This window comes from Rhodospirillales bacterium (assembly GCA_023898785.1).
Lineage (GTDB): Bacteria > Pseudomonadota > Alphaproteobacteria > Micavibrionales > Micavibrionaceae > TMED27.
The window spans coordinates 1,392,424-1,415,483 of record CP060239.1; the positions used below are offsets into that span (position 1 = coordinate 1,392,424).

The window sequence follows — 23,060 nt, forward strand, 5'->3', positions numbered from 1 at the left end:
CTATTGCGCGCGAGAGCCTTGCTCAACCTTGTTTTCGCCAATGACATTGGCCAGCATATGGCTGAGCAGGTTTTCACTGGCCGTGCCATCGGGATTCAAATTATGCATACGTTGGTAAGACCGGATAGCATCTTGCGTAAGCGGGCCGCTGATTCCATCGGCGGGACCGGGATACAGGCCTGCGCGCATGAGATATTCCTGTACCTGTGCGGTGGTAATTTGCGTATTTGAAACGTCTGCAGATGCGTTTTGGGTCGCTGCCTGCTCTTCGGTTGATACAGAAGATTTTTCCATCACTTTCATCCGATCAGCCAGATCATTAACATCATCGAGCGTCACATTCAGGGTTTTGGCGAGTTGTTCCAACGCTTGTTTGGCCTCAGGGCTTCCGTGATCGGCAGCGGTTTTATACCAGACCAATGCACGGTCAGGTTCGGCCTGCCCTAAAAGGCCATTTTCATAGATCAGGCCCAGATTGTAAGCAGCTTCCATGATGTTGTTTTCGGCCGCATTTTGGAAATAGCGCGCGGCTTTTTCCGCATCATAAGGCACACCTATGCCTTCGATATAAGCGATGCCGAGATTATATTGCGCTTCCGGATGACCGAGAGCGGCGGCGCGATTATACCATTCGATGGCTTTTTTCAGGTTTTTTGTACCGCCAAGACCTTGATGGTTGAGCACACCGAGATTGTAGGCAGCATTGGCAACGCCGCGTCTAGCGGCTTGTTCGAACCAGAAAGCTGCGCGTTTGTAATCCTGTTTGACGCCGCCATGGCCCGCTGTGTAGATGGCAGCCAGATCATGCTGCGCCTCGGAAATACCTTCAAAAGCCTGGGCTTCAATGTTTTTTACAACATCGGGCAGCGCAGAATCAGGCTTGATCATTCCGCGCGGGTCCTGGGCTTTCAACGGCTCAAAAGCCTTTTCCACCGCCGTCGCGCTCGGTGCGTTCGCCTCAGCTTCGAGCGCGAGACCGGTGCTTTTTTGCAGCGGTTCTTCTACTGACTGCGTTTCGACAGCGATTTTGGGAGCAATGATATTATCCGGCATGACATCGTCGCCCGGCGCAATGTTGTTCAACGCCGCAGCGACCGCATCGGGGCTGCCTTCCAGCAGCGCTTCGACCTGGGCCTGATCATTTAAATTCAGAGTCCCAATGTCATTTTGCTCCGGATTGACAGCAGGCATATTATCCATCGGTGCGCTTTGCTGATCAAAGGCCGAGGTATCTTCCTCAATGCGCCAATCCATGTTTGCCACATTTGTTGGCTTGCCAACCTGATTGGTAACGGTTTGTGCAGGTACGCTGGAAATTTTCGCCTGTGTAAACTCTGTATCTTCTGCTTTTTGTAACTCACTGACCAACCATCCGCCCAGCACGGCTGCAGTAACAAGCAGGCCGACGCCGATAACTTGCAGCGTCTGGTTCTGACGGTCTTGCACGGCTGTTTTCTGTGCGGCATGGGCCTGCGCGGCATATTCACCAGGAGCAAACCGGGCTGCGGCGCCGTGTTCATTCAACTCGTTTTGCGCGGCGATACCCTGGTCGGTCAACAGCACCATCGCCTTGGCGTTCAGGGAATCTCGAGTTTGCAGAACTGTTTCTTCGATGCGTTCAAGTTTGCGCAAGAAACGCGTACGCTCTTCTACAGCTTTGTCAATCCTGCGAGAGAGCCGTGCTTGCTGGCTGAGTGCGTCATCAACACGGGCGCTGACTTGTTCCTGACGCTCTTCTGTGTCTTTAACACGTTTGGTCAGCGCGGCAGCATGATTGATGCTCACGACCATTTTTTCGGCCTGATCAGCCTGCAGTTTTTTCAGCGCAGAGACACCGTGATCTGCGCGCGTGGCTTTGGTTTCTAAATCCAACAATAAACGCCGCGTTTCTTCAAGTTCTTGCAGGGCATCGCGGGCGAGACTTTCAGCATGAGCGCTGTTACCACCAGCGCTGATCTTTTCGGAAAGTTCTTGATAGGCACGGTCGCTGTGATCGGCTTTTGTTTGCAACTCTTCGATCGTCTGGCGGTAGATTTTCAACTCACGCGCCATTTTTTCGCGTTCACCCTGGGTGATTTTTAATCGCTCATTCAGAGTTTTGAGCAAAGCGATGATTTGCATTTGCGTAGGCTGGCTGGCTTGAGCAGGCTGCTGTGGAGAAGGACGTGTCGCGGTTTTGCGCTGCAAATTAAAAGGTGTTTCAAAGTTCTGCGAATTACCCGCATTGATCTTTGGAGCGTTTGGGGATTGGTTGTCTTGCTGTGCAGATTTCCCCGGCTCGTCTTCGGAGGTCTGAAAAAAAATCCGCCCTTCCGATGTTCTTTTGAATCCCATGGTGGAATCGCTCCGTTACTCAAGTGTTTTTTGTATATGAATCGAACTATAGCGAATTTTGTAAAATACAGGCAAATAAATTCAATGCCGATGTCTGCTCATCCACAGATTAAGAGGGGGCTTAGAGGTGGCCCCAAGAATTCGGACAGTGAGTTAAGCTACGATCTATGACCGAAGGAGGGTCATGGATTATGAGCAAGACAAGGAAGAACTACCCGGCGAAGTTTAAAGCGCAGGTTGCGCTGGCGGCGTTGCGGGAGGACGCGCCGATCACGGAGCTGTCATCCCGTTACGGGGTGCATGCGACGGTCATTCACCGTTGGAAGAAGGAGGCTCTGGCTGCGCTGGAGGCGGGTTTTGCGGGCAAGCTGGAATCGCGAGCGGACGCGCATAACGCCGAGGTCAGGGACTTGCACGCCAAGATCGGACAGCTGACAGTGGAACGTGATTTTTTAGCCGATGCCTCCGCCCGGTTGCGGTCCGGGGGCGGCAGGAAATGGTAGACCCGTCCAATGACAATATCGGCATCGCGGCGCAGTGCCGGTTGCTGGGGATCAGCCGCTCTGGCTGGTATTACGAGCGGCGCGGGGAGAGCGCGGACAATTTGGCGCTGATGCGGCTGATTGACGCGCAATTCCTGCAAACCCCGTTTTACGGGTCCCGTCAGATGGCCCGGCATCTGCGCCGTCAGGGGTACGAGGTAGGCCGCACCCGCGTGCGGCGTCTGATGCGCCTGATGGGAATCGAGGCGGTCTATCAAAGGCCGCGCACTTCGATGCCGCATCCCGGCCACCGGATTTATCCCTACCGGCTCAAGGGGCTCACGATCACCCGCCCGAACCATGTATGGTGCGCGGATATCACGTACATCCCTGTCAAACGCGGGTTTTTGTATCTGGTAGCGATCATGGACTGGGCCAGCCGGAAGGTGCTGGCCTGGCGGCTGTCGAACACGATGGAAACGCGCTTTTGCGTGGAGGCGCTGGAGGAAGCCATCGCCCGCTACGGGCCGCCGGAGATCTTCAATACCGATCAGGGCAGCCAGTTCACGGCGGACGCGTGGACGGGCGTCCTGAAAGAAAACGGGATCGCGATCTCGATGGACGGCAAGGGCCGCTGGATGGACAATGTGTTCATCGAGCGGCTGTGGCGGAGTCTGAAATATGAATGCGTGTATCTGAACGCGTTCGAGAGCGGCCTGCAAGCCAGGCGGGATATCGGGCGCTGGCTGGCGTTTTACAACGCGCAGAGGCCGCATTCGGTATTTGATGGACAACCCCCGGACGACGTTTATGATGAACGAAATTTTGTTTCTCCGGCCTCGGGCTTGCCGCCTCCGCCTAACGGCTCCGGCGGCCGCGCCCTTCACCCGGAGAAACAAAACCACAGGCAGGCGGCATGACAATAACCAACCGATCGTAGCTTAACTTCGCCGCAAAGCTGGCCGAAGAACCGAGACCACCTCTCTTTTTCGTGGAATTATCCGCGCGGTTTTTCGCCCATAGCCAGTTTTTTGGCGGCGGCAGGCAGGACTTCAACCGTGCAGGCAATTTCGCGGGCGATAAGGGCGCGGCAACGATTATAGGCATCATCTATATCGCCGTTATGAAAGCCGACGCGCAACGTATGTTTACCGGTTTTTATATCGGCGTAGCTATGTTCCGGCAGGACCATAAGCTGTCCGCCGGAAAGGATTTGACGATAGCGGGTATGCAGACGATACCAAACGGTTGACATAAGCAACTGGGAATTATATTCCCCAAGATTGAGCGCGATGTTGTAGTTAGCTTGTTCGAAATCAATATGCGGATGACGGGATTTATAATCTTGCAAGCCTGCCAAAACTGTACTTGGAATATCTTTTTCACCGGCATCAACGTATACGTCATGCCCATAGATGATGGTGCCTTCATAACCGATTTCAATGGCTTCCGGTTTTGGGCGGGCAAAATTGTTCGATTGCGCCGCCTTTTGATCAACCACCAGCAAATAACGTCCGGGCGCTACGCGATCAAAAAGGTAAAATCCGCCAATGTCGGTGATAGCTGTTTTTTCAATTGCTCCATCGCCATTATAGAGGTGGATGGGAATATTTCTCAGCGCAACAGGCTTCCCAGAATTTTTACGCACAAATAATGTGCCGTCCATTTCACCGGCGATATGAACGGGATATTGAAGTTCTGCAACGTATCCTTCGCGCGGTAAAATTGAAACACCGTCAAAGCCAGAAATCCAGTAGGGATCTTTCAGACTTTCTTCTTCCAGAACGATGTCCGTGCGCCTGAGCTCCTGTACCTGGTAAAAGAAAGCCAAACCGTTTTCGTCCGTAACCTCGCGTCCACCATTTTGCAATGCGCGTACGGATACATCCTTTAGCGGCACGTCACCCTGGTTAAACTGACCATCTCCATTCATATCAAGAAAAACAAAAACGCTCATCGCACCGTTGCCGGTGATGTTGCGATCAAACATCTTTATGCCCGGCCCTTGTGGATCGCGGGCAAAACCAAAATTGGTGTTAAGGCCTGCAAAAAAATCATTTTCAGTATTGTAGCGAATGCTGGGGGAAATGCGCGCCCATCCCGCCTGCCAGTTGAGTTGCGCCGAAGCTTCAGTAATTGAGGGGTCAATCCGACGTTCAAGCTCAATGTCCATCTCAAGATCGCGGGTGAAACCATGGTTATAGCTTGCCACGATACGGCTGAGCTTATTGTCAGGCTTAATCTGATAATCCGATAGCAGACGCACGCGATCGCCGGCGAAGGCTCCGGTAATACTGGTTGTATTATTTAGCCTGTCGTCAGCACCTGTGTTGGTCGTAGTATAATTGAGCTGCTCATTAAAGGTAAAGTTTTTGTAGGCCGTATTGAAACCGAGAGATGTATCGGTTGTTGAATTACCTTCGTTTGTCAGGTTGTAGCTTGCAGAAGCCGTATAGTTCGGGCGATGCCCAAGACCAATCGGCAGGGCGCCGTTTGCATTGATTCGCGCATTCAAAAATCCGGCCGTGTCATTCCCGCCATTGATGGTGTCGTAGTTATCAGAAAAATACCGCACAGTTGTATACAGATCGTGGGAGCCGATATTGCGACGTGCAACCAGCTCCGAAGCAAAATCCGCTTCATCATCCAGTGATAAGTTTGCATTCACCAGCGTTTCGCCCAACAAGGTCGATACACCTCCATAGGCGACATTGTTGCGCTCACCGTTTTGTTCGCTACTACGCAGCCCCAAGGAGCCGACCGTACCTGGCGCAATAGGTTTTTCATATAAAGCCAGCAAGGCCGGGCTGCCTTCGTCCTCATCGTTGAAATCCAATTTGCGATATGTTTGTTTATTATCAAACGTTAAAGACACATCATATACACTCCCGCCTTCGGCGATACGCGAAATATCAACGGGGATTGATACCTCTTCCTCGCGAATCTCGCCTTGCGGGCCGTAAAAAACAACACGAAAAATGTTCTCGGTGCCGAAAAGAATCACATCGTTGAACGCGTAAAAGCCATCATCACCGATGCGCTGATAGCCCAAGAACTGATTGCCGCGATAAAGCTCGACATCCCAACCGGGAAAAGCCCTGCCCGTAATTGCGGTTGACGGATTCGTATAGTTGCGCAAGGGGTCAACATTGCTGATTCGCGCGCCCAATTCGCGGCGCACTTGTGCATCAATCGGCAAGCGTGGTTGAATTACATCTCCGATCTCAAAGCGCTTTGCCTTTAACGGACCCAATAAATTCGGGTCCGGAGATTCCTGCTTATAGTTCATCCAGATATTGCTTATCTGATCTTTATCATTCAACTGTGTTTGCGTACTCAATGTCCCATAGGCAAAATCACCGGCGGTGCTTACGCTGGCCGTGTGACGGGTGTTTGATTGATTTGAATCCCCTTCACGATTATAGCGCGAGCTGGTTGCGACATTGACGAAAGGTACATCGATCAATTGTCTGGGCTCCGGCCTTAGCGGTAATTGCGGCTCGCGACTATTTCCCTTGCCTGCCAATTTTTTCTCACGCTCCAGACGTTCCTGAAGCGGTAAGTTCTGAGAAGGCTTGATTACTATTTGTAAGCTAGACGCCAAAACTTCAATTTTAAAATCAAACCAGCGCGCGAGTTCATCGACGGGAACAAAGATATCTTCGTCCTCAGAAAACACGGACTCAGAAATAGTAAATTCGCCCAGATCAGAGCGCGCAATTTTTGTGTTTAGATTGAAATCAAAAAATTTATTTTCACGGATATACCAGCCTTGTGCCGTTTGAGTTTGCGTATTCACGGTAATTGGCAAATCGAGTGCGGCAACAAAGTCTTTTAATGACAAAGCAATTCGTTGCCCTTTTACACGACCAAAAATCAAATTGTCCAGTTTCAAGCGCCTCGGCAGATATACCTCAAAAAGGAGCTGTTCGCCTTCCGGCAAAATATTTTGCGCCGATGACGCGCCGCTTTTTGTTGCGGGGCTGGCATTTTGCAAAAATTTATCGGCAGTGGCAAAACCGCGGCGCATGCGTGTTAAGAATTCTTTGGCAAATGATAAACGCTCAGTTTGCGTGAAAGATTCCTCTTGCGAATCAGCCCCCCCTGCTACCTTTGCAAGCGCAGCATTTTCAGCCATAAAAAAACAACTGATAAAACAAATGTATAGCGCCAATCTCAAGCGAAAAATTGTCATAAAACTCTAAAGCTGTTATGGGTATATGGTGTAAGACGCAAAGAACTACAGCCATTTAAGCACATAAAGTCTGTGGACACAATTGAACGGCTTTTTTAAATAATCTGTGAATAGGTTTTTTGTTTAAAATTTAATAATGATTTAACCGGTTTCGTGTGATATTAAAGAGGTAGTCTTAATTTTTCTAAAATTAAAAGCACTGCGTTCAAAGAAGATGTAACCAGGGACTTTAAAGGAGAAGCCTTATGAAATTTACTTCCATGAAAGCGCTTGCATTTGCGGGCGCACTCACGATTGGTCTTGCTATGTCCGGCACAGCCCAAGCACAAACTGAAAACGTAACCGCCACTTTGATTACTTCCAGCGCGATTACATCAGCTCTCGTCACTGATATGGATTTTGGTGAATTCTTGATCCAGCATGGAACAGATACACCAACACTGACATTATCTAACGATGGCTCTATTGCTGTAACATCTGGCGGTGTTGTCGACTCTCAAGTCGTAGAGATCACGCCGACTATTTCAGAAGGTGGTGTTACGGTGCAAATCCCAGCCCCAGGATCACTGGATATGACATCGTCAAACCTTATTGACTTTGCTTCCGCTTCTTTGGCTTTGGATATTGTTACTTATCGTACAGCCTCAGAAAACGGGCAAGTCATCACAACAGGCGGGGTAACCGGTGTGGCTGTTCCTGTAACGGTTCTTGCCGGTGCCACGGATGAAGCCATCGCTTTTGGTGGTACAATTGACATCTCAGGTACGCCGCTTGATAACACGCACACAGCTACATTTGATGTGACGTTTACGTATCCATAAGCGGGTAACGGTATATAAAGTTTGAAAAAGGCGCCCTTTGAGGCGCCTTTTTTACAGTCTTTGTTCTTCCGCTTATACAGTCTACTGCACAGGGACTAACCGCTCATCATATATCAGGCCTTTATCGTTGTCATAGTGCCTGAGCACGATGCGTATATTGCGGCCTGAGAGATTGCTCTCATCAATCAACGGCACGCGAAATGTGCGGCTTGGAACTTCCGGATAGACATGCGCATTACCGTTCTCCCCGATAACCTTTCCTGTCGGATCATAAATATACATATGCCCGATCACACCATATGGATCGTTCCCGCGCGCAATCGTTACGAGTGCTTCAAGCATGCCGTTCTCTGGATTGCGCTGAAGCTTTACATTTTGAATTTTACCGGCAAGCGTTGGGCTCCCCGCGCGGAACATCACCGGAATACTATAGGAGATATTAATCTTCACAGCCGCCGAGGATGCCCCTTTTTCCTGGCTCTCATTTTGCTCATTAATATCATCACGCAGTGCTTTGAACTGCAAATGCGCTCTATATTCACCATCAGCAACCCCGGCAGGGCGCCGAAGCGCCAGCCTGATTTTCTGCTTTGCACTCGGTGGCAACGTGACACGGCGAGGAGTAAAAACAACGTATTGCGATAAATCAAACTCCGTGGCTGGGCTTTCCGTAATGGTTGTTGCCGCCCCGGCTCCGGTGCCGTCGTCCTCATTCATCCTGTAATGCTGCCAGCCTATATCGTAGGTTTTTGCCTCGTTTGAAGTGTTCACAAGAGTTACCTCTTTAAAGCGGTCCCCTTCTTCAAATACAATTCTTGTGGGAGTGATCGTGATATCCGCCAAGGAGGTTTTATGTGCAAACAGCGATGCGAACATTATACTGCACACGAACAAAACCTTAAGTATTTTCATTATTCTCTCCTGATTCTTTTTAAAAATTAATCTGAATTTCCAGCATGCCATTATATGTCCGATCAAGATAAGGAACCCCGTTGCCGCTGGTATCTGCAGTTGCCCCCACCCGTATCTGTGCCACGCCTGCTCCGTCTGTTGATGCAGGATGGCTCTCCGTAAATGTATTCATTTGAAAGCTTAAACCGCCGGATGTGAGGGGGGTGGTTTGACTTATAACCACGCTGGTAATAGCCGTACTGGCAGGCAATCCATCAATATCATAAATCCCGTCTTGCCCGGTTGCCGCAATCTCTATAAAGCCTGCCGGGTCGTAAGTGACCACACCACCAACATTCACTGTTATCGAATATACCGCATCATTATGCGTTACAATGTATTCGCCGAACTGCAACGCTTGAATTTCCGTAACGCCAGCGAATGCGCGAGGTGATAAACCAAGCAATATTAAACCCGCTAAAACATATTGAATATGCCGAATCATCTCACGCCTTTTGTTGAAATTTGAGATCAGAGTACTGAAAATCCCCTTATATCACAAGGTAGATTTTTCATCAAAAAAAGCAAAAAACCGCGGGTTTGTGCATAAATATGTGCATAAAAACTGAATAGTTGCTTGACCGTGAGTCATGGCTCACATACCCTTAAACGTGTATCGTTCTGATACTTTTGTGTTTTCTTTGGGCTGACTTTTTACATTTCGGGCATCGCTCCACTTTTTCCTCGGGGCATTTTGGTTCATTACCATATGAATAAGAGATTTGGTTTATGGGTATTTTGGATGCTGTTTGCGGGTTTGACCGCAAGCTGTGGTCCTCTTACCGATACTCCCAAGCCCGAACAGACCCTGAATTCAGCCCCTTCTTCAGAAAACCTTATCAGCCCAAACGCCCCGTCACAGGCCTCTTCCACTTCAGCCCTGGAAGTTCCCGCCCCTATTGCGATGCCACCAAGTTATGGTGATCGCCCGCCTGAACCGGGGCAAATGCAATCCAGCACTATGCCAAACGGCTTGCCTGCCCTTCAGCCCAAGGGAATCAACGTTGAGAGCCTGTTTGCAACCAAGATCAGTGATTCTGATCAGCGCTTTGCGCGGCTTGAAAATGCCGTGCTGGATCTGCGGCGTGAGTTTGAAACCTTCAAACCCGCTATCACCCGTCTGGTTGCGGTTGAATCCGATATTCAGGATTTGATCAAACAACTCGACATCTTACTGCGTAATGAACCGGTGGCGCCGCCCATGCCACTAAAACCTGAAACCGGCCCTATGCCGCTTACAGCGGCAGATCAGGCGCCGCCGCCCAATGCCGGAGCCATTAGCCCCGCTCCTCCACAGTCGCCCGCAGCGCCCCCTGCCCCCAAAGCGGTGAGTGGCAAGCCAGTTGTAAAAGCACTGCGCGTTGGACAGCATAGCGATAAAATCCGCCTAGTTTTGGATGTTTCGAAGAAAACTCCGTATAGCGCGGATTTGGATACTGAAGAAAAATTACTGATTATCGAACTGCCCGAAGCACAATGGAATGCAGCCCGCCAGCAGAGTTTTGCCCGCTCTGAGCTGTTGCAGTCCTATAGCGTTGAACCGATTAATGATGGCGCGGGAAGCCGCGTTGTTATGACACTTAAACGCCCAACGCAGCTTATAAAACAGCAAGCCCTGCCGCCTGGAAATGGAAATGCAGATCACAGAATATTTCTGGATTTGAGCTTATAGTTTTTTTAAAAGGGCTTTACGTTGGCCCGACGCCCAAAGATTTGTAAAGACGAATAAGGGCCAAAGCCTTAGCGGCTTGCGCATTGGTCAGTGCGCTTTGTGCGTCGTTCACGGTACGCTGAGCGTCTAAAACATCCAGGAATGAAATTTCGCCTTCCTTGAAAAGCTGTTGGGAGAGAAAAAATGCTTCTTGTGCATTTTCGTATGCTTTAAAAAGCGAGAAGGCCTGTTCATTAATGTGCGCATAATCGCTGAGCGCGGTTTCGACTTCGACAACTGCTTCGAGAACAACCTTGCGATATGATTCATAAGCCTCCATTTCGCGGGCGCGGGCAGCATCAATTTCGCCTTCCAGACGGCCAAAGCTCAGCACGGTTACGGCAGCACCGACGGCGACATTCCAGATGCCGGTGGAACTGGCGAAGGCATTTTCAGCGACGCCATAAAAGCCGCTTAAGGTAAAACTTGGAAAAATAGCTGTGAGCGTTGCCGCGCTCAGATTTGTTTTTGCACGCAAATTCGCCGCCGCCGCGCGAATATCAGGACGCAGCGCCAGAACCCGCGCCGGGGCCATCAGCACAGGCGCGACATCGCTATCCGGGATTTTTTTGCTTACAAATTCTATCCCTGCAAGATCATTTGGAAGTGCACCAGTCAGGACGCTCAAGCGCAAACGCGCGTTTTCACTCTGGCGTTGAAATTCGGGAATAGAGGCCCTGGTCGTGTTGACGAGGTTCTTTGTACGTTCGACGTCAAGCTGTGGCGATTCACCGGCGGCGTAGAGCTGGTCAACAAGGCTGAGCGTTTGTTCCTGCGTTTTAAGATTGTCTTGTGCAATGCGCACTTGTTTTTCTGCGGCGCACATTTCGGTATAGGTGCGCGCAACTTCTGCTACCAGGCTGAGCGTTACATCCTGATATTTTGCCTCCAGATTTTCAAGTGTCGCATTGGAAGCAGCAAAACGTTTGCGGTTTTTTCCAAAAATATCAAGCTCGTATGATACATCAAAGCGCGCATCGTAATAATCATCCGCATCGCTCTGAACGGTGTCTTCCCTGCCCTTGGTTGCGGATGCTCCAATTTGCGGAAAGAGTGATGCGCGGGTTGCCTTGCGCAGGCCGCGGGCTTCAAGAATGCGAGCCTCAGCAATTTTTCGATCAGGACTGTCGGCCAGAGCTTTATCGATCAACACACTTAAGAGCGGGTCGTTAAAACGATACCACCAGTTTTGCAGTGATACGGCATTTGCACCGGCAATACGCTGTTCTTGTCCGCTTGCACTGACCCAGCTACCCGGGCCTTTAAAGTCAGGCAAATCCAGAGAACTGACGATACAACCGGACAGCGTTAAGGCGGAGCATGTCAACAAAAATGATATTCTCATATTTTATTGTCTCCTGCAGATTCAAGCGAGGCCTTATGAATGTTATGACCTGTGAGCAAGACTTCGACTTTACGTATAACAACGTAGAAAAGCGGCGTAAAAACAATTCCAAAAAATGTTACGCCGAGCATGCCGGAAAAAACCGCGATCCCGATGGCCTGGCGCATTTCCGCGCCTGCGCCGTGGCTGGTGACCAATGGCAACACGCCCATGATAAAAGAAAAAGAGGTCATCAGGATCGGACGAAGGCGCATGCGCGCGGCCTCAATGGCGGCTTCAACAATCTTGCGACCCTGCAGTTCCAAATCACGGGCAAATTCAACGATCAGAATGGCGTTTTTACACGCCAGCCCGGCAAGCACGAACAGGCTGATCTGCGTAAAGATATTGTTAGCCATACCCGTAGGCGCGCCCATGGACATTTGAAACTGGCCAAATAAATACACCCCGACCATGGCCGAGAGTGTGCTCATCGGCACGATTAAAATCACTGCCACGGGCAAGAAAAGATTTTCATACTGCGCGGCCAGTACTAAATAGGCCAATAACAGGCATAAAGGGAAAATCAGCATCGCAGTGTTACCCGCCAGAATTTGCTGATAGGTCAGGCCGGTCCATTCAAAGCTCATGCCTGGTGGCAGGGTTTCGGCAAGGATTTTGGCAATCGCGTCCTGCCCCTGCCCTGTGGAATAGCCCGGCGCAATATTGCCATTCAAATCGGCGGAGCGGAATGCGTTGTAACGCTGGGCGGCTTCGGGACCGAAGGATTGCTCGACTTTGATGACTGAGCCTAACGGCACCATATCACCATTTTTGTTGCGTGTTTTCAGGCGCAGGATGTCGGAAGGATCCGAGCGATATTCTTTATCGCCTTGTGCGATGACCTGATAGGTGCGGCCAAACATATTGAAATCGTTCACATAGAGAGAACCGAGATAGACTTGCATCGCGGCGAAAACATCCTGGATAGGAATGCCGAGTTGCTGGGCGCGCTCACGGTCAAGATTTGCAAAAAGCTGCGGGTAATTCACATCATAGTTACTAAAAACGTAGCTGAGGGCCGGGTCTTGGTTGGCGCGCATAGTGACTTGCTGAACGGCCTTGTTCAGCGCTTCGATTCCCAGATCAGCGCGGTCTTGAATGTGCAAGGCAAAGCCTCCGACTGTGCCCATACCGCGCACAGCAGGCGGCGGGAAAATTGCCACAAACGCATCGGGGATGGCCATGAATTTTTGCTGGAGCTGCCCGGCGATTGCGGGGCCGTATTGCTCCGGGCTCATGCGGTCTTCAAAATCATCAAGCGTGATGAAGACGATGCCGGAGCTAGCCGAGCTGATAAAGCCGTTGATTGACAGGCCGGGGAATTGTACCGCATTGCTCACGCCCGGATGAGCAGTGGCTATATCGGCCATTTGGCGGATAACGCTTTCGGTGCGTTCAAGGTTGGCGCCGGGAGGCAGCTTCGCAAATGCCACCAGATATTGTTTATCCTGCATTGGAATAAAACCTTTGGGCACGAGGTTAAAGCTGAATACGGTTGCGGCAATAAAGCCAGCGTAGAGGATCAGCATGATCACGCGATGGCGAGTGAAGAAGCCAACAGCTTTGCTGTAGCCATGCGCGCTGGCTGTGAAAATTTTATTGAAGATTACAAAAAACCAGCCAAAAAGCACATTAATTAAACGCGTCAGGAGATCTTTGGGCGCGTCTTTGGTTTTTAACAACATCGCAGAATATGCCGGTGAGAGTGTCAGCGCAACGATTGTCGAGATGATGGTGGCGATGGCGATCGTCACGGCGAACTGGCGATAGAACTGACCGGTCAGACCGCTGAGGAAAGCAATGGGTACGAACACACTGACCAGCACCAGCGAAGTAGCAATGACCGGCCCGGTGACTTCCTTCATAGCCTGGATTGTGGCATCGCGGGGTTTCAGACCTTCGCTGATATTGCGCTCAACATTTTCAACTACTACGATGGCATCGTCGACAACAATTCCGATGGCCAGAATAAGACCGAAGAGTGAGAGCACATTGATGGAAAATCCCAGAAAAAGCATAATGGCGAAGGTGCCGACAATCGAAACCGGCACAGCCAAAAACGGAATGACCGAAGCGCGCCAGGTCTGCAGGAAGACAATCACCACCAAGACTACGAGCAGCACGGCTTCAAACAATGTATGGATTACCGATTGAATAGAGTCTTTTACGAATACTGTAGGGTCATAGACGATAGAATAATCAATTTCGTCAGGGAAATTCTTTTTGAGATCGGCCATGGCGGCGCGAACATTATCGGAAATTTCCAGCGCATTGGCGTCGGGCGCGGCAAAAATCGGGATGGCAACTGCCGGCTCATTATTCAAAAATGATCGCAGGGCATAGCTTTCCGCGCCAAGTTCAAGACGCGCGACGTCTTTGAGCCGCGTCAACGCGCCGTTTTCATCGGCTTTGATAATAATATTTTCAAATTCCTCAACGCTTTGCAGACGGCCTTGCGTGTTGACCGGTAATTCGACCTGCAGGCCTTCTTCATAAGGCGCACCACCGATCGTTCCGGCGGCGACCTGTAAATTCTGGCCGCGGATGGATGCGATCACTTCCCCAGGAGTCATGCCCAGTTCAGCAATGGCTTCGGGGTTGAGCCAGACACGCATGGCATAATCACCGGAGCCAAAGACCATCACGCGGCCCACGCCAGAGATTTTGGCCAGCCGGTCCTTGACGTTAATCGTGGCGTAATTGCGCAAATACAGCATGTCATAGCGCTCGGACGGGGAGCGCAAGTGTACGACCATCGTTAAATCCGGCGAGCTTTTGGTTACGGTCACGCCAAGCTGGCGCGTGACATCGGGCAGGCGCGGGAGCGCCTGTGAGACTCGATTTTGCACAAGCTGCTGGGCCAGATCGACATCAGTGCCGATCTCGAACGTGATGGTCAGTGACATACGGCCATCGGCAGAAGCCAGCGAACTCATATAGAGCATATTTTCAACGCCGTTGATTTGCTCTTCCAGCGGCGTGGCCACGGTTTCTGCAATCGTCATCGGGTTAGCGCCAGGAAAAGCGGCGCTGACATTGACCGAAGGCGGGGACACTTCTGGATATTCGGAAATCGGCAGGTTAAACATCGCGATGAACCCGGCGATAAAGATCAGCAGCGAAAGGACGCTGGCAAAAATTGGACGATCGATGAAATAGCCTGACAGGGTCATGTCTTTACGGGCCTTTTATGGAAGAGGACGACGACGTTTCATCCTGAGGTGGTTCTTCGCTTGGCGCCGCAGCAGGCACGCTTTCAGCTTTATCCTGCTCCCCTGCCATCATCGGCGCAACCGGCATTCCGGGACGGATCATTATAATGCCCTGAGCCACGACTTTCTCGCCCTCGGACAGGCCGGAAAGGACAACGCGGCTGTGACCGCTACGATCACCGAGTTGAACCTGACGGTATTCAATAACATTGTCCTTATTTACGACATAGACAAAGCGGCGATCCTGATCGATGCCGATCGCTTTTTCGCCGACGAGCATCCGACGCGCGCGATCGGCGCTACCCAACCGCACTTTGGCGAACATGCCGGATAAAAGGGCGCCATCACTATTTTCCAGCACCGCACGGGCGCGAATAGTGCCGGAAGCCGGATTGATGCGGTTATCAAAAGCATGGATTACGCCATCGATTGGCTGCTCAGCGTCACCACGCAAAATGACCTGCACAGGGATTTTACCTTCGTCTTCTTTGCTGCGCACCTGTTCACGAATATTTGAAAGATAGGTTTGTTCGTCAACTTCGAAATCAACATAGATCGATTCATCATCTACAATCGTCGTGACAATGGGCGCACCCGGCCCGCTTTCGACGACATTGCCGAGCGTGATTTCAGCGCGACTGACCCGGCCTGAAATGGGGGCTTTCACACGGGCATAGTCCAGATCAATTTCGGCCTTTTGCAAGGCGGCCTTTGCACCGCTGATTTCAGCCAGAACAAAATTAAAGCGGGAACGGCGCTCATCGACGATGCGCTGGGAAATGGCGTTGGTTTTGATGAGTTCCTGCGCACGCTTATATTCTTTATCGGCCAGATTGTAATTGCTTTGCGCAGCCTGAAGAGCGGCTTTGGCCTGCTCAACCGCCGCTTTATAGGGGCGAGAATCAATAACGAAAAGGACATCACCTTTCTTAACATGTTGGCCGTCCTGAAATAAAATCTCGGTGATGCGGCCACTGACCTGCGGGCGAATGGCGGCATAATCCACTGCGCTCAAGCGGCCAGGGAAATCTTTCCAGATGCGAACATCCTGTGTGCCGATAATTTCGACACTGACAGGCATCGGGCCCTGTGGCATACCTTCGCCCGGCCCTTGTGCATCGGCATGGTTAAACGGATTGAGTGCGATAAACAGGCCCGCCACAAACAACATGATTACGCAAAAGACGGTCAGTTTTATAAGCAATTTTGAAAGGATTAATTTTTCAAGAAGTGACTTTGGCATTGGTTTGTCTTTCTTGGGCCTGTGGAAAACTCAGGAGTTAAAATAAATGCTCACTTTACAAAACCTTGCAATGGTTATCAGAGACTTAGGGGGTTTTTATGTTTGGCTGAGAACAAGACTTTGTAAAGACTATTAACTTTACTCTATAATCGTCCAAAAATGAAGAGGCTTAAAACCTACAAGATCTCATTCTTTGACATTGAACCATTCGAAAGAACAGGCGACGAATTCAGGATTGAGCCATTTTGGATTCGCACCGCCATATTTGAGCACTTCGCCATTTACGTCTGTGATCACACCGCCTGCGGCTTGCAAGACCGCATCAGCTGCAGCCGTATCCCATTCACATGTCGGGCCGAGGCGCGGGTAGATGTCGGCCTTGCCCGCCGCGATAACACAAATTTTCAATGAACTTCCGCGCTTGATCAGTTTTTTGATTCTAAATTGCTCAAGGAATTTTTCCAGTCGCTGCGCATCACCATGCGATTTGCTGGCAACTACGTTCAATCCGCCTTTGGGCGGCGGACGCACAGAGATGGGCTTTTCCGTGTCTGTGTCTTGTGACCAGCGGATAGCAGTACCTTCGCCATGGCCCGCATAAAGCTCACCTAAGGCCGGAGCATATACTACACCCAGAACTGGCTTGGCATTTTTAACAAGCGCTATATTTACAGTGAATTCCTCACCTCCATTCATAAATTCTTTTGTTCCGTCGAGCGGATCAACAATCCAGAAATATTCGTGACCTTCTACCGAGGTCTTTTTACCAAGAGCAACGGCCTCTTCGCCAATCACAGGAATATCGAGCGTAAGCTGTTCCAGTGACATCTGGATAAAGGTTTCAGCCTCTCGATCGGCCAATGTGACGGGAGAATCATCGTGCTTGGAATCAACCTCTAATCCGTCTAAATCCTCATAATATTTCATTATAATATCACCCGCACCAAGTGCGATGCGGCGAACCATATTGCATAGAGCCTCAGGATTGGCCAAAAGCTTTCTGGTGCGCTCACGGGCTCTTTTATGAAATTCAGCGTCGAACATTGAGTTGGGATTAAAAGACAATGAATTTTTCCTTATTTTGAGACTTGTTGATTTTATCTTCGGGATAAACCTGCTGGTTAATATACTTCAAAACTTTCTGAATGCAGGCATTAAATTAGCCTTGCATGTTAATTATATCACGCTCAGCGAATTGGAGCGCTATAAACTTCATAAATAATATAGATGCTTTGTGCCTTGAGTTTGTTGCGATATTGGTACACAGACCTATGATACCTTCTTGAGTTTTGCTTCATTGCCGGGCGGCACTTCCGGGCGGCCAATCGAGACATAGTGGAAGCCGCGCTCGCGCATATCTTCGGGTTTGTAGATATTGCGCAGGTCGATCATGCGTTTTTCTTTCATGATTTCGCCCAAACGCCCCAGCCCAAGTGCGCGGAACTCGTTCCATTCCGTAACGATCACCAGTGCATCCGCATTGGTGGCCGCAACGTAGGCGTCTTTACACCATTCAACCTTGCTCAGATGCTTTTTCGCTTCGTCCATAGCGACAGGATCAAACGCGGCCACATGGGCGCCTTCGTCCTGCAGATAGGGGATGATCTGCAAGGATGGCGCGTCACGCATATCGTCGGTGTTGGGTTTAAAAGACACACCCAAAATAGCAATGCGCTTGCCTTGAACGTTGCCTCCACAAGCTTCGATGACGCGCTGGGCCATTGAGCGCTGGCGGGCAGTATTGACCCACACCACGGTTTCTACAATATTTTGCGGCGCGTTGTATTTCTGGCCGATTTGTGTGAGGGCGAGCGTATCTTTCGGGAAACAGGAGCCGCCATAGCCCGGCCCTGCGTGCAGGAACTTCGCACCTATACGCCCGTCAAGGCCTATTCCACGCGCGACATCCTGTACATTAGCACCGGTTTTTTCGCACAAATTGGCGATTTCATTGATAAAGGTAATTTTTGTGGCCAAAAAGGCGTTGGCCGCATATTTTATGGTTTCCGAGGTTTCCGGCGATGTTATCACCATCGGCGTTTCGTTAATATAAAGCGGGCGGTACAGATCGCGCATAATTTCAACGGCGCGTTCGCTATCGGCACCGATCACGACACGGTCAGGACGTAAGAAATCATTCACCGCCGCGCCTTCACGCAGAAATTCAGGGTTTGAGCAGACATCAAACTCCACATCTGTGCGACCCTGTTTTCCCAATTCCTCATTCATGATGCGCTTAACTTCGCGCGCGGTGCCGACGGGAACGGTCGATTTGGTCACGATCAGCGTATAGCCTTCCATCACACGGGCAATTTCGCGCGCCGCCTCATACACATATGTCATATCGGCATGACCGTTATCACTGCGCGCTGGCGTACCCACAGCGATAAAAACGGCTATCGAGTCTTTGAGCGCTTCTTCAAGATCTGTCGTAAAGGATAGACGCCCGGCCTTTACCTGCTTGGCGACAAGGTCCTCTAGACCCGGTTCATAGATAGGGATTTCGCCTTGCTTAAGGCGCTTAATCTTGCCTTCGTCCTTGTCCAGACACACAACGTCGATCCCGAATTCAGCAAAGCATGTGCCCGAAACCAGCCCGACATAGCCTGTCCCTACCATTCCTATACGCATGATTATCCCTTTCAATCAGAGCGTTAAATGTAAATCTTTTGCGCCTTTTTCGCACTGCTCAGACCTTTTGACAAGCTTTATTCCATACCCAGAAAGAAGTAACCAGTTGTTAAGATAATACGGCTAAGCTTATTAGAGTGATCAGGTTTACCTTTCAACTTCACATATTTTTTATCTAGGGTCAGGACCTAAAACATTGCATAATCTTTCATATTTTGTTTAAATTCAACTTCTGAAATTTAATTCCATAGAATTTTAAAGGCATTTCAAACGATAAGGATCAATAATGGCCAAGAAAGAGACAAAAAAAGACGCACCAGCCAAGGCAGAGCCAAAAGCGTCAGAGCAAAAGCCAGCAGCCAATATGCCCTTGTTTTATTCCAACCCTGTGCCGCTTGATGCCAAGGCGCATGCGGACTTGGCTTTGAAACAGAATTTTGGTTTCGGCTTTACAGAAGGTGTGAATGCTGTGCCGCTTAACCTGATCGAAATGCCGCAAGTTTGTCATTATTACCCGATTGCATTTTCGCCCGACGGCAACGCAACGCCTGTGGCTATTTTAGGTCTGCGCGATAATGAAAATCTGTTTTTGAATGCGGATAACACCTGGGAAGCCAATACCTATATCCCGGCCTATATTCGCCGCTATCCGTTTATTTTCTCTGAACTGCCTGGTGGCGATCAGTTAACACTTTGCCTAGATATCAATGACAAAGTGACTGATAAAAAAGGAGATCAAAAGTTTTTTGACGCCGAGGGCAAGCCGAGCGAACTGGCCAATAACGCTCTTGAGTTTTGCAAGTCCTATCACGCGGCGGCTCAGCAGACTGTTGAGTTCAGCAAGGCCCTGGCCGAAAGCGGTCTGCTGGTTGATCGCGAGGCCCAAATCAATGTTGCGGGCAACAAGCGGATTAATTTCTCCGGCTTCAAAATCATTGATGAGAAAAAAATGGCTGAAATGGACGACAAAGCGTTCATGGAATGGCGTAAGAAAGGCTGGTTGCCGTTCTTGTATGCGCATCTGTTCTCCGGTGCACAATGGCAGCGCCTGACGTATCTATTGAATATGCGTCTTAAGAAAGAAGCAGCATAATTTTTCAAGATAGCAAATTTAAATTATAACAAACCCTTATTCGCATATGTGAAAGAAGTTTGTTGACTTTTATGGAATAGATTCTTGATCGCACGGCAGACTCATGCTAACCGTATTGCTTCGTCTTCAGAATTAGAGAGAGGTACCAGTCATGGCTAAGGTCGGTGCGCAGCGCGCGGCAGATTTAACAGGTAAGTCAAAATCCACTATCCAGCGCGCTATGAATAGCGGCAAGCTCTCCTATGAGTTGGACCCCAACGGACGGCGTGTGATTGATGTTTCCGAACTGGACCGCGCGTTTGGCCTTAATCAAAATAGCAGCGCACCTGCTGCACCGACAGTGGAGGAAGAGCTGGAAAAAGCTTCCGTGCTGATTGAGATGGAGCGTATCAAAATGCGCGTAAAAATGCTTGAGAACCAACTGGAAGCAGCAGAAAGCCAAATTGAGGACCTTAAAGCCCAGCGTGACCAGTGGCAGAAGCAAGCCTCTCAGATGCTTATCACCAGCCAATATTCACAAAAGCAGGCCGAAGATCTGGCCGAGCAGCTTAAAGAGCGTGAACGCCGCGCTCGTGAACGCCGCGAAAAAATGGAGCAACAAAAGCTCGAAGAGCGGATGAAGAAGATGCAGGCTGATAATCAAAACGCACAAGACGAGGATGATAATGAATCCGAAGGTGCTTTTGGCGGCCTGTGGAAACGCGTTAAAGGCGGACGTTAAGCCTATATCTTCATGTGATTTTTACCTTTTACAGTGCTATACTGGCTATATGAGGTTTTTTTCTTACATATTGCTTGTTTTAGGCATATTAGTGCTATGCGGCCCCGCGCAGGCACAGGAGCATGCACCACTCCCGCCCGCTGATGATGTGCCGCTCAGTTCGCCGCGCGATCACATGGATGATGTTCCTGACGCATATATTGAAGAAGCCAACGCATTTTATGATGAATGTTCTGCCAGTGATTTGATGAGCCAATATTACAATTGCGAATGTTATTCTCTGGCCTATCTCGATAAGCGTATTGAAATGGGCCCTACGGTCGTCAGAACCTCTATTTTAAGTGAAATAGAAAATGAATGCCGCGACGCAGTTGGCGCTGCCGGAAGAGCTTATATGGAATGCTTAAGCAAAGCCAATATGTTCAAACCGGGCACAGACCCGGAAGAATACTGCGAATGCGTTGCCAATACTTATGTGGATATGATGAACACGGCTGCGCCGCGAGTGAGTTCCCGCAGCATTGTCCGGCTTCAAACCTATTCTTATACCGCCTGCACCAATTCACAAACCGGGCGACCAGAGGTTAGATTTGAAGATAGTCGATAGTCTTTAATTTGTTATGCATTGCGCGCCATGCACGGCAGCGTGTAAATGCGCCTTAGCCATGGGCAGGATGTTACCTTTATAAAAAGCAATGGTACGGCGCTTTTCAGCAGCGAAGTCATCTGAACGTTCGGCCAGCGCCGCGTTTGATTTTTCCAATAGCACCCCGGCGGCAATAAGCGCAAAGCCATTAAGATACGGCGTGGCCATGGCGGCGACTTGATCAAGGTCTTTTTGCTTGCCTGTATCCAGAAGCGCTTTGGTGGCATCTTCGAGCATGTCGAAGTATGGGCTTAGCGCATCACCTGCATCGGCGCGCAGATCGTCAATAAAGGCGCTGATACTTTCCCCATTATCACGCAGGGTTTTGCGAAAGGTCAAATCAAGCGCCTGAATGCCGTTTGTGCCTTCGTAAATCGGTAAAATGCGCGCATCGCGGTAATATTGCGCTGCGCCGGTTTCTTCAATAAAGCCCATGCCGCCATGGATTTGAACACCGATCGACGTGACTTCACAAGCCATATCCGTGCACCAGCTTTTAACCAGAGGCGTAAGAATATCGACGCGCATGGTCTCACCATTATCAAGAGCCAGAGCTGCGGCATAGGTCAACGCCCGGCCTGCCTCAATTTGTGATTTCATGCTCAGCAGCATGCGCTGCACATCCGTATGCTGGTCGATGGTAACGCGCTCGCCGGTGGTGAATGACTTGCCCTGCACGCGCTGGGCGGCAAAGCTTTTGGCCTGTTGATAGCTTCTTTCCGCAATCGCGACGCCCTGCAAGCCCACAGACAGGCGCGCATTATTCATCATTGTGAACATGTATTTGAGGCCTTGATGCTCCTGCCCGACCAAGTACCCGGTCGCACCATCAAAATCCATAGTGCAGGTGGGCGAGGCGTGGATACCGAGCTTGTGCTCCAGTCCGATACATTTCACAGCGTTACGTGTGCCATCTTCCAGAAATTTAGGAACAATAAACAATGAAATGCCTTTGATATCATCCGGAGCGCCCGGCAAGCGCGCAAGAACGAGATGAATGATATTTTCAGCCAGATCATGCTCACCATAGGTAATAAAGATTTTCTGACCCGTGATTTTATAGGCGTTGCCGTCAGGCTCCGCTTTGGTACGGATCAAACCGAGATCAGATCCGGCGGCGGCCTCCGTAAGGTTCATCGTGCCGGTCCACTCACCGCTGATGAGTTTGGGTAGATAGGCCGCCTTTTGTTCATCCGAGCCATGATGATTAATCGCCTCGACCGCGCCCTGATTGAGCAGCGGACACAGGCTGAAGCTCGTATTTGCACCCTGCCACATTTCCTGAACAGGAAAAGCCAGCGCGTAAGGCAGCCCCTGCCCGCCAAATTCAGGATCAAACGGCACGGCATTCCAGCCGCCATCACGATACCCGGCATAAGCCTCTTTCCAGCCCGGTGCGGTGGTGACTTCGGTGCCGCCAAGCTTTGCGCCGTTTTGATCGCCGCTCAAATTTAGCGGGGCCAGCACTTCACTGGCCAGTTTGGCGGCCTCGCCAAAGATAGATTCTGTCATTTCCCGGTCCAGATCTTCATTTTCAAACCCTAAAACATCATGAAGCAGGAACTGCATATCTTCGATCGGGGGCATATAATCACTCATTTTTGGCTCTCTTTTAATTTTGGCACGGTGGTTG

15 protein-coding genes and 1 pseudogene are annotated in these 23,060 nt (G+C 50.2%); 6 read left to right on the forward strand and 10 right to left on the reverse strand.

Annotated features, from left to right (window positions below; genetic code table 11):
* On the reverse strand, nucleotides 1-2,334 hold the full coding sequence (locus tag H6859_06990) for an SEL1-like repeat protein (GenBank protein ID USO04903.1): 2,334 nt from the start codon (nucleotides 2,332-2,334) through the stop codon (nucleotides 1-3).
* Nucleotides 2,335-2,525: 191 nt separating this feature from the next.
* Here H6859_06990 and H6859_06995 point away from each other — a divergent pair.
* Nucleotides 2,526-3,631: pseudogene (locus tag H6859_06995) on the forward strand (IS3 family transposase).
* A 182-nt stretch (nucleotides 3,632-3,813) separates the two neighbouring features.
* Here the strand turns inward: H6859_06995 and H6859_07000 are convergent.
* Complete coding sequence (locus H6859_07000; protein USO04904.1) at nucleotides 3,814-6,954, reverse strand: hypothetical protein; 3,141 nt, start codon at nucleotides 6,952-6,954, stop codon at nucleotides 3,814-3,816.
* A 302-nt stretch (nucleotides 6,955-7,256) separates the two neighbouring features.
* Here H6859_07000 and H6859_07005 point away from each other — a divergent pair, with 302 nt between their 5' ends.
* Nucleotides 7,257-7,832, forward strand: a complete 576-nt coding sequence (locus H6859_07005) for a hypothetical protein (protein USO04905.1) — start codon at nucleotides 7,257-7,259, stop codon at nucleotides 7,830-7,832.
* An 81-nt stretch (nucleotides 7,833-7,913) separates the two neighbouring features.
* On the opposite strand, the gene H6859_07010 is transcribed toward H6859_07005, so the two are convergent.
* Nucleotides 7,914-8,603: a hypothetical protein gene (locus H6859_07010; GenBank protein USO04906.1), complete on the reverse strand. Its 690-nt coding sequence runs from the start codon at nucleotides 8,601-8,603 to the stop codon at nucleotides 7,914-7,916.
* Between the two features lie 160 nt (nucleotides 8,604-8,763).
* Nucleotides 8,764-9,228, reverse strand: coding sequence for a DUF4402 domain-containing protein (locus tag H6859_07015; GenBank protein USO04907.1), 465 nt, complete (start codon nucleotides 9,226-9,228; stop codon nucleotides 8,764-8,766).
* A 264-nt stretch (nucleotides 9,229-9,492) separates the two neighbouring features.
* On the opposite strand from H6859_07015, the gene H6859_07020 reads away from it, so the two are divergent.
* Nucleotides 9,493-10,455 (forward strand): hypothetical protein, encoded by a 963-nt coding sequence (locus tag H6859_07020; GenBank protein USO04908.1) that lies wholly within the window; start codon nucleotides 9,493-9,495, stop codon nucleotides 10,453-10,455.
* A 16-nt stretch (nucleotides 10,456-10,471) separates the two neighbouring features.
* Here H6859_07020 and H6859_07025 read toward each other — a convergent pair whose 3' ends face one another.
* The 5 genes from H6859_07025 to H6859_07045 form a co-directional block, all read right to left on the reverse strand.
* Nucleotides 10,472-11,839, reverse strand: a complete 1,368-nt coding sequence (locus tag H6859_07025) for an efflux transporter outer membrane subunit (GenBank protein USO04909.1) — start codon at nucleotides 11,837-11,839, stop codon at nucleotides 10,472-10,474.
* Nucleotides 11,836-15,054, reverse strand: a complete 3,219-nt coding sequence (locus H6859_07030; protein USO04910.1) for an efflux RND transporter permease subunit — start codon at nucleotides 15,052-15,054, stop codon at nucleotides 11,836-11,838. Before H6859_07030 ends, H6859_07025 begins: the two co-directional genes overlap by 4 nt.
* A 4-nt stretch (nucleotides 15,055-15,058) precedes the next feature.
* Nucleotides 15,059-16,153 carry an efflux RND transporter periplasmic adaptor subunit gene (locus H6859_07035; protein ID USO06726.1) on the reverse strand — a complete coding sequence of 365 codons (1,095 nt, stop codon included), beginning with the start codon at nucleotides 16,151-16,153 and terminating at the stop codon, nucleotides 15,059-15,061.
* Nucleotides 16,154-16,522: 369 nt separating this feature from the next.
* On the reverse strand, nucleotides 16,523-17,380 hold the full coding sequence (cysQ, locus tag H6859_07040) for a 3'(2'),5'-bisphosphate nucleotidase CysQ (protein USO06727.1): 858 nt from the start codon (nucleotides 17,378-17,380) through the stop codon (nucleotides 16,523-16,525).
* Between the two features lie 225 nt (nucleotides 17,381-17,605).
* Nucleotides 17,606-18,967 (reverse strand): UDP-glucose/GDP-mannose dehydrogenase family protein, encoded by a 1,362-nt coding sequence (locus tag H6859_07045; GenBank protein ID USO04911.1) that lies wholly within the window; start codon nucleotides 18,965-18,967, stop codon nucleotides 17,606-17,608.
* A gap of 364 nt (nucleotides 18,968-19,331) precedes the next feature.
* Here H6859_07045 and H6859_07050 point away from each other — a divergent pair, with 364 nt between their 5' ends.
* The 3 genes from H6859_07050 (at nucleotide 19,332) to H6859_07060 (ending at nucleotide 21,388) form a co-directional block, all read left to right on the forward strand.
* Nucleotides 19,332-20,060, forward strand: a complete 729-nt coding sequence (locus H6859_07050) for a SapC family protein (protein ID USO06728.1) — start codon at nucleotides 19,332-19,334, stop codon at nucleotides 20,058-20,060.
* A 151-nt stretch (nucleotides 20,061-20,211) separates the two neighbouring features.
* Complete coding sequence (locus tag H6859_07055; GenBank protein ID USO04912.1) at nucleotides 20,212-20,781, forward strand: entry exclusion 1 domain-containing protein; 570 nt, start codon at nucleotides 20,212-20,214, stop codon at nucleotides 20,779-20,781.
* A 91-nt stretch (nucleotides 20,782-20,872) separates the two neighbouring features.
* Complete coding sequence (locus tag H6859_07060; GenBank protein USO04913.1) at nucleotides 20,873-21,388, forward strand: hypothetical protein; 516 nt, start codon at nucleotides 20,873-20,875, stop codon at nucleotides 21,386-21,388.
* 3 nt (nucleotides 21,389-21,391) lie between these two features.
* Here H6859_07060 and H6859_07065 read toward each other — a convergent pair whose 3' ends face one another.
* Entirely contained in the window at nucleotides 21,392-23,026 is a 1,635-nt protein-coding gene (locus H6859_07065; protein ID USO04914.1) for an acyl-CoA dehydrogenase, read from the reverse strand.
* Nucleotides 23,027-23,060: the final 34 nt, after the last annotated feature.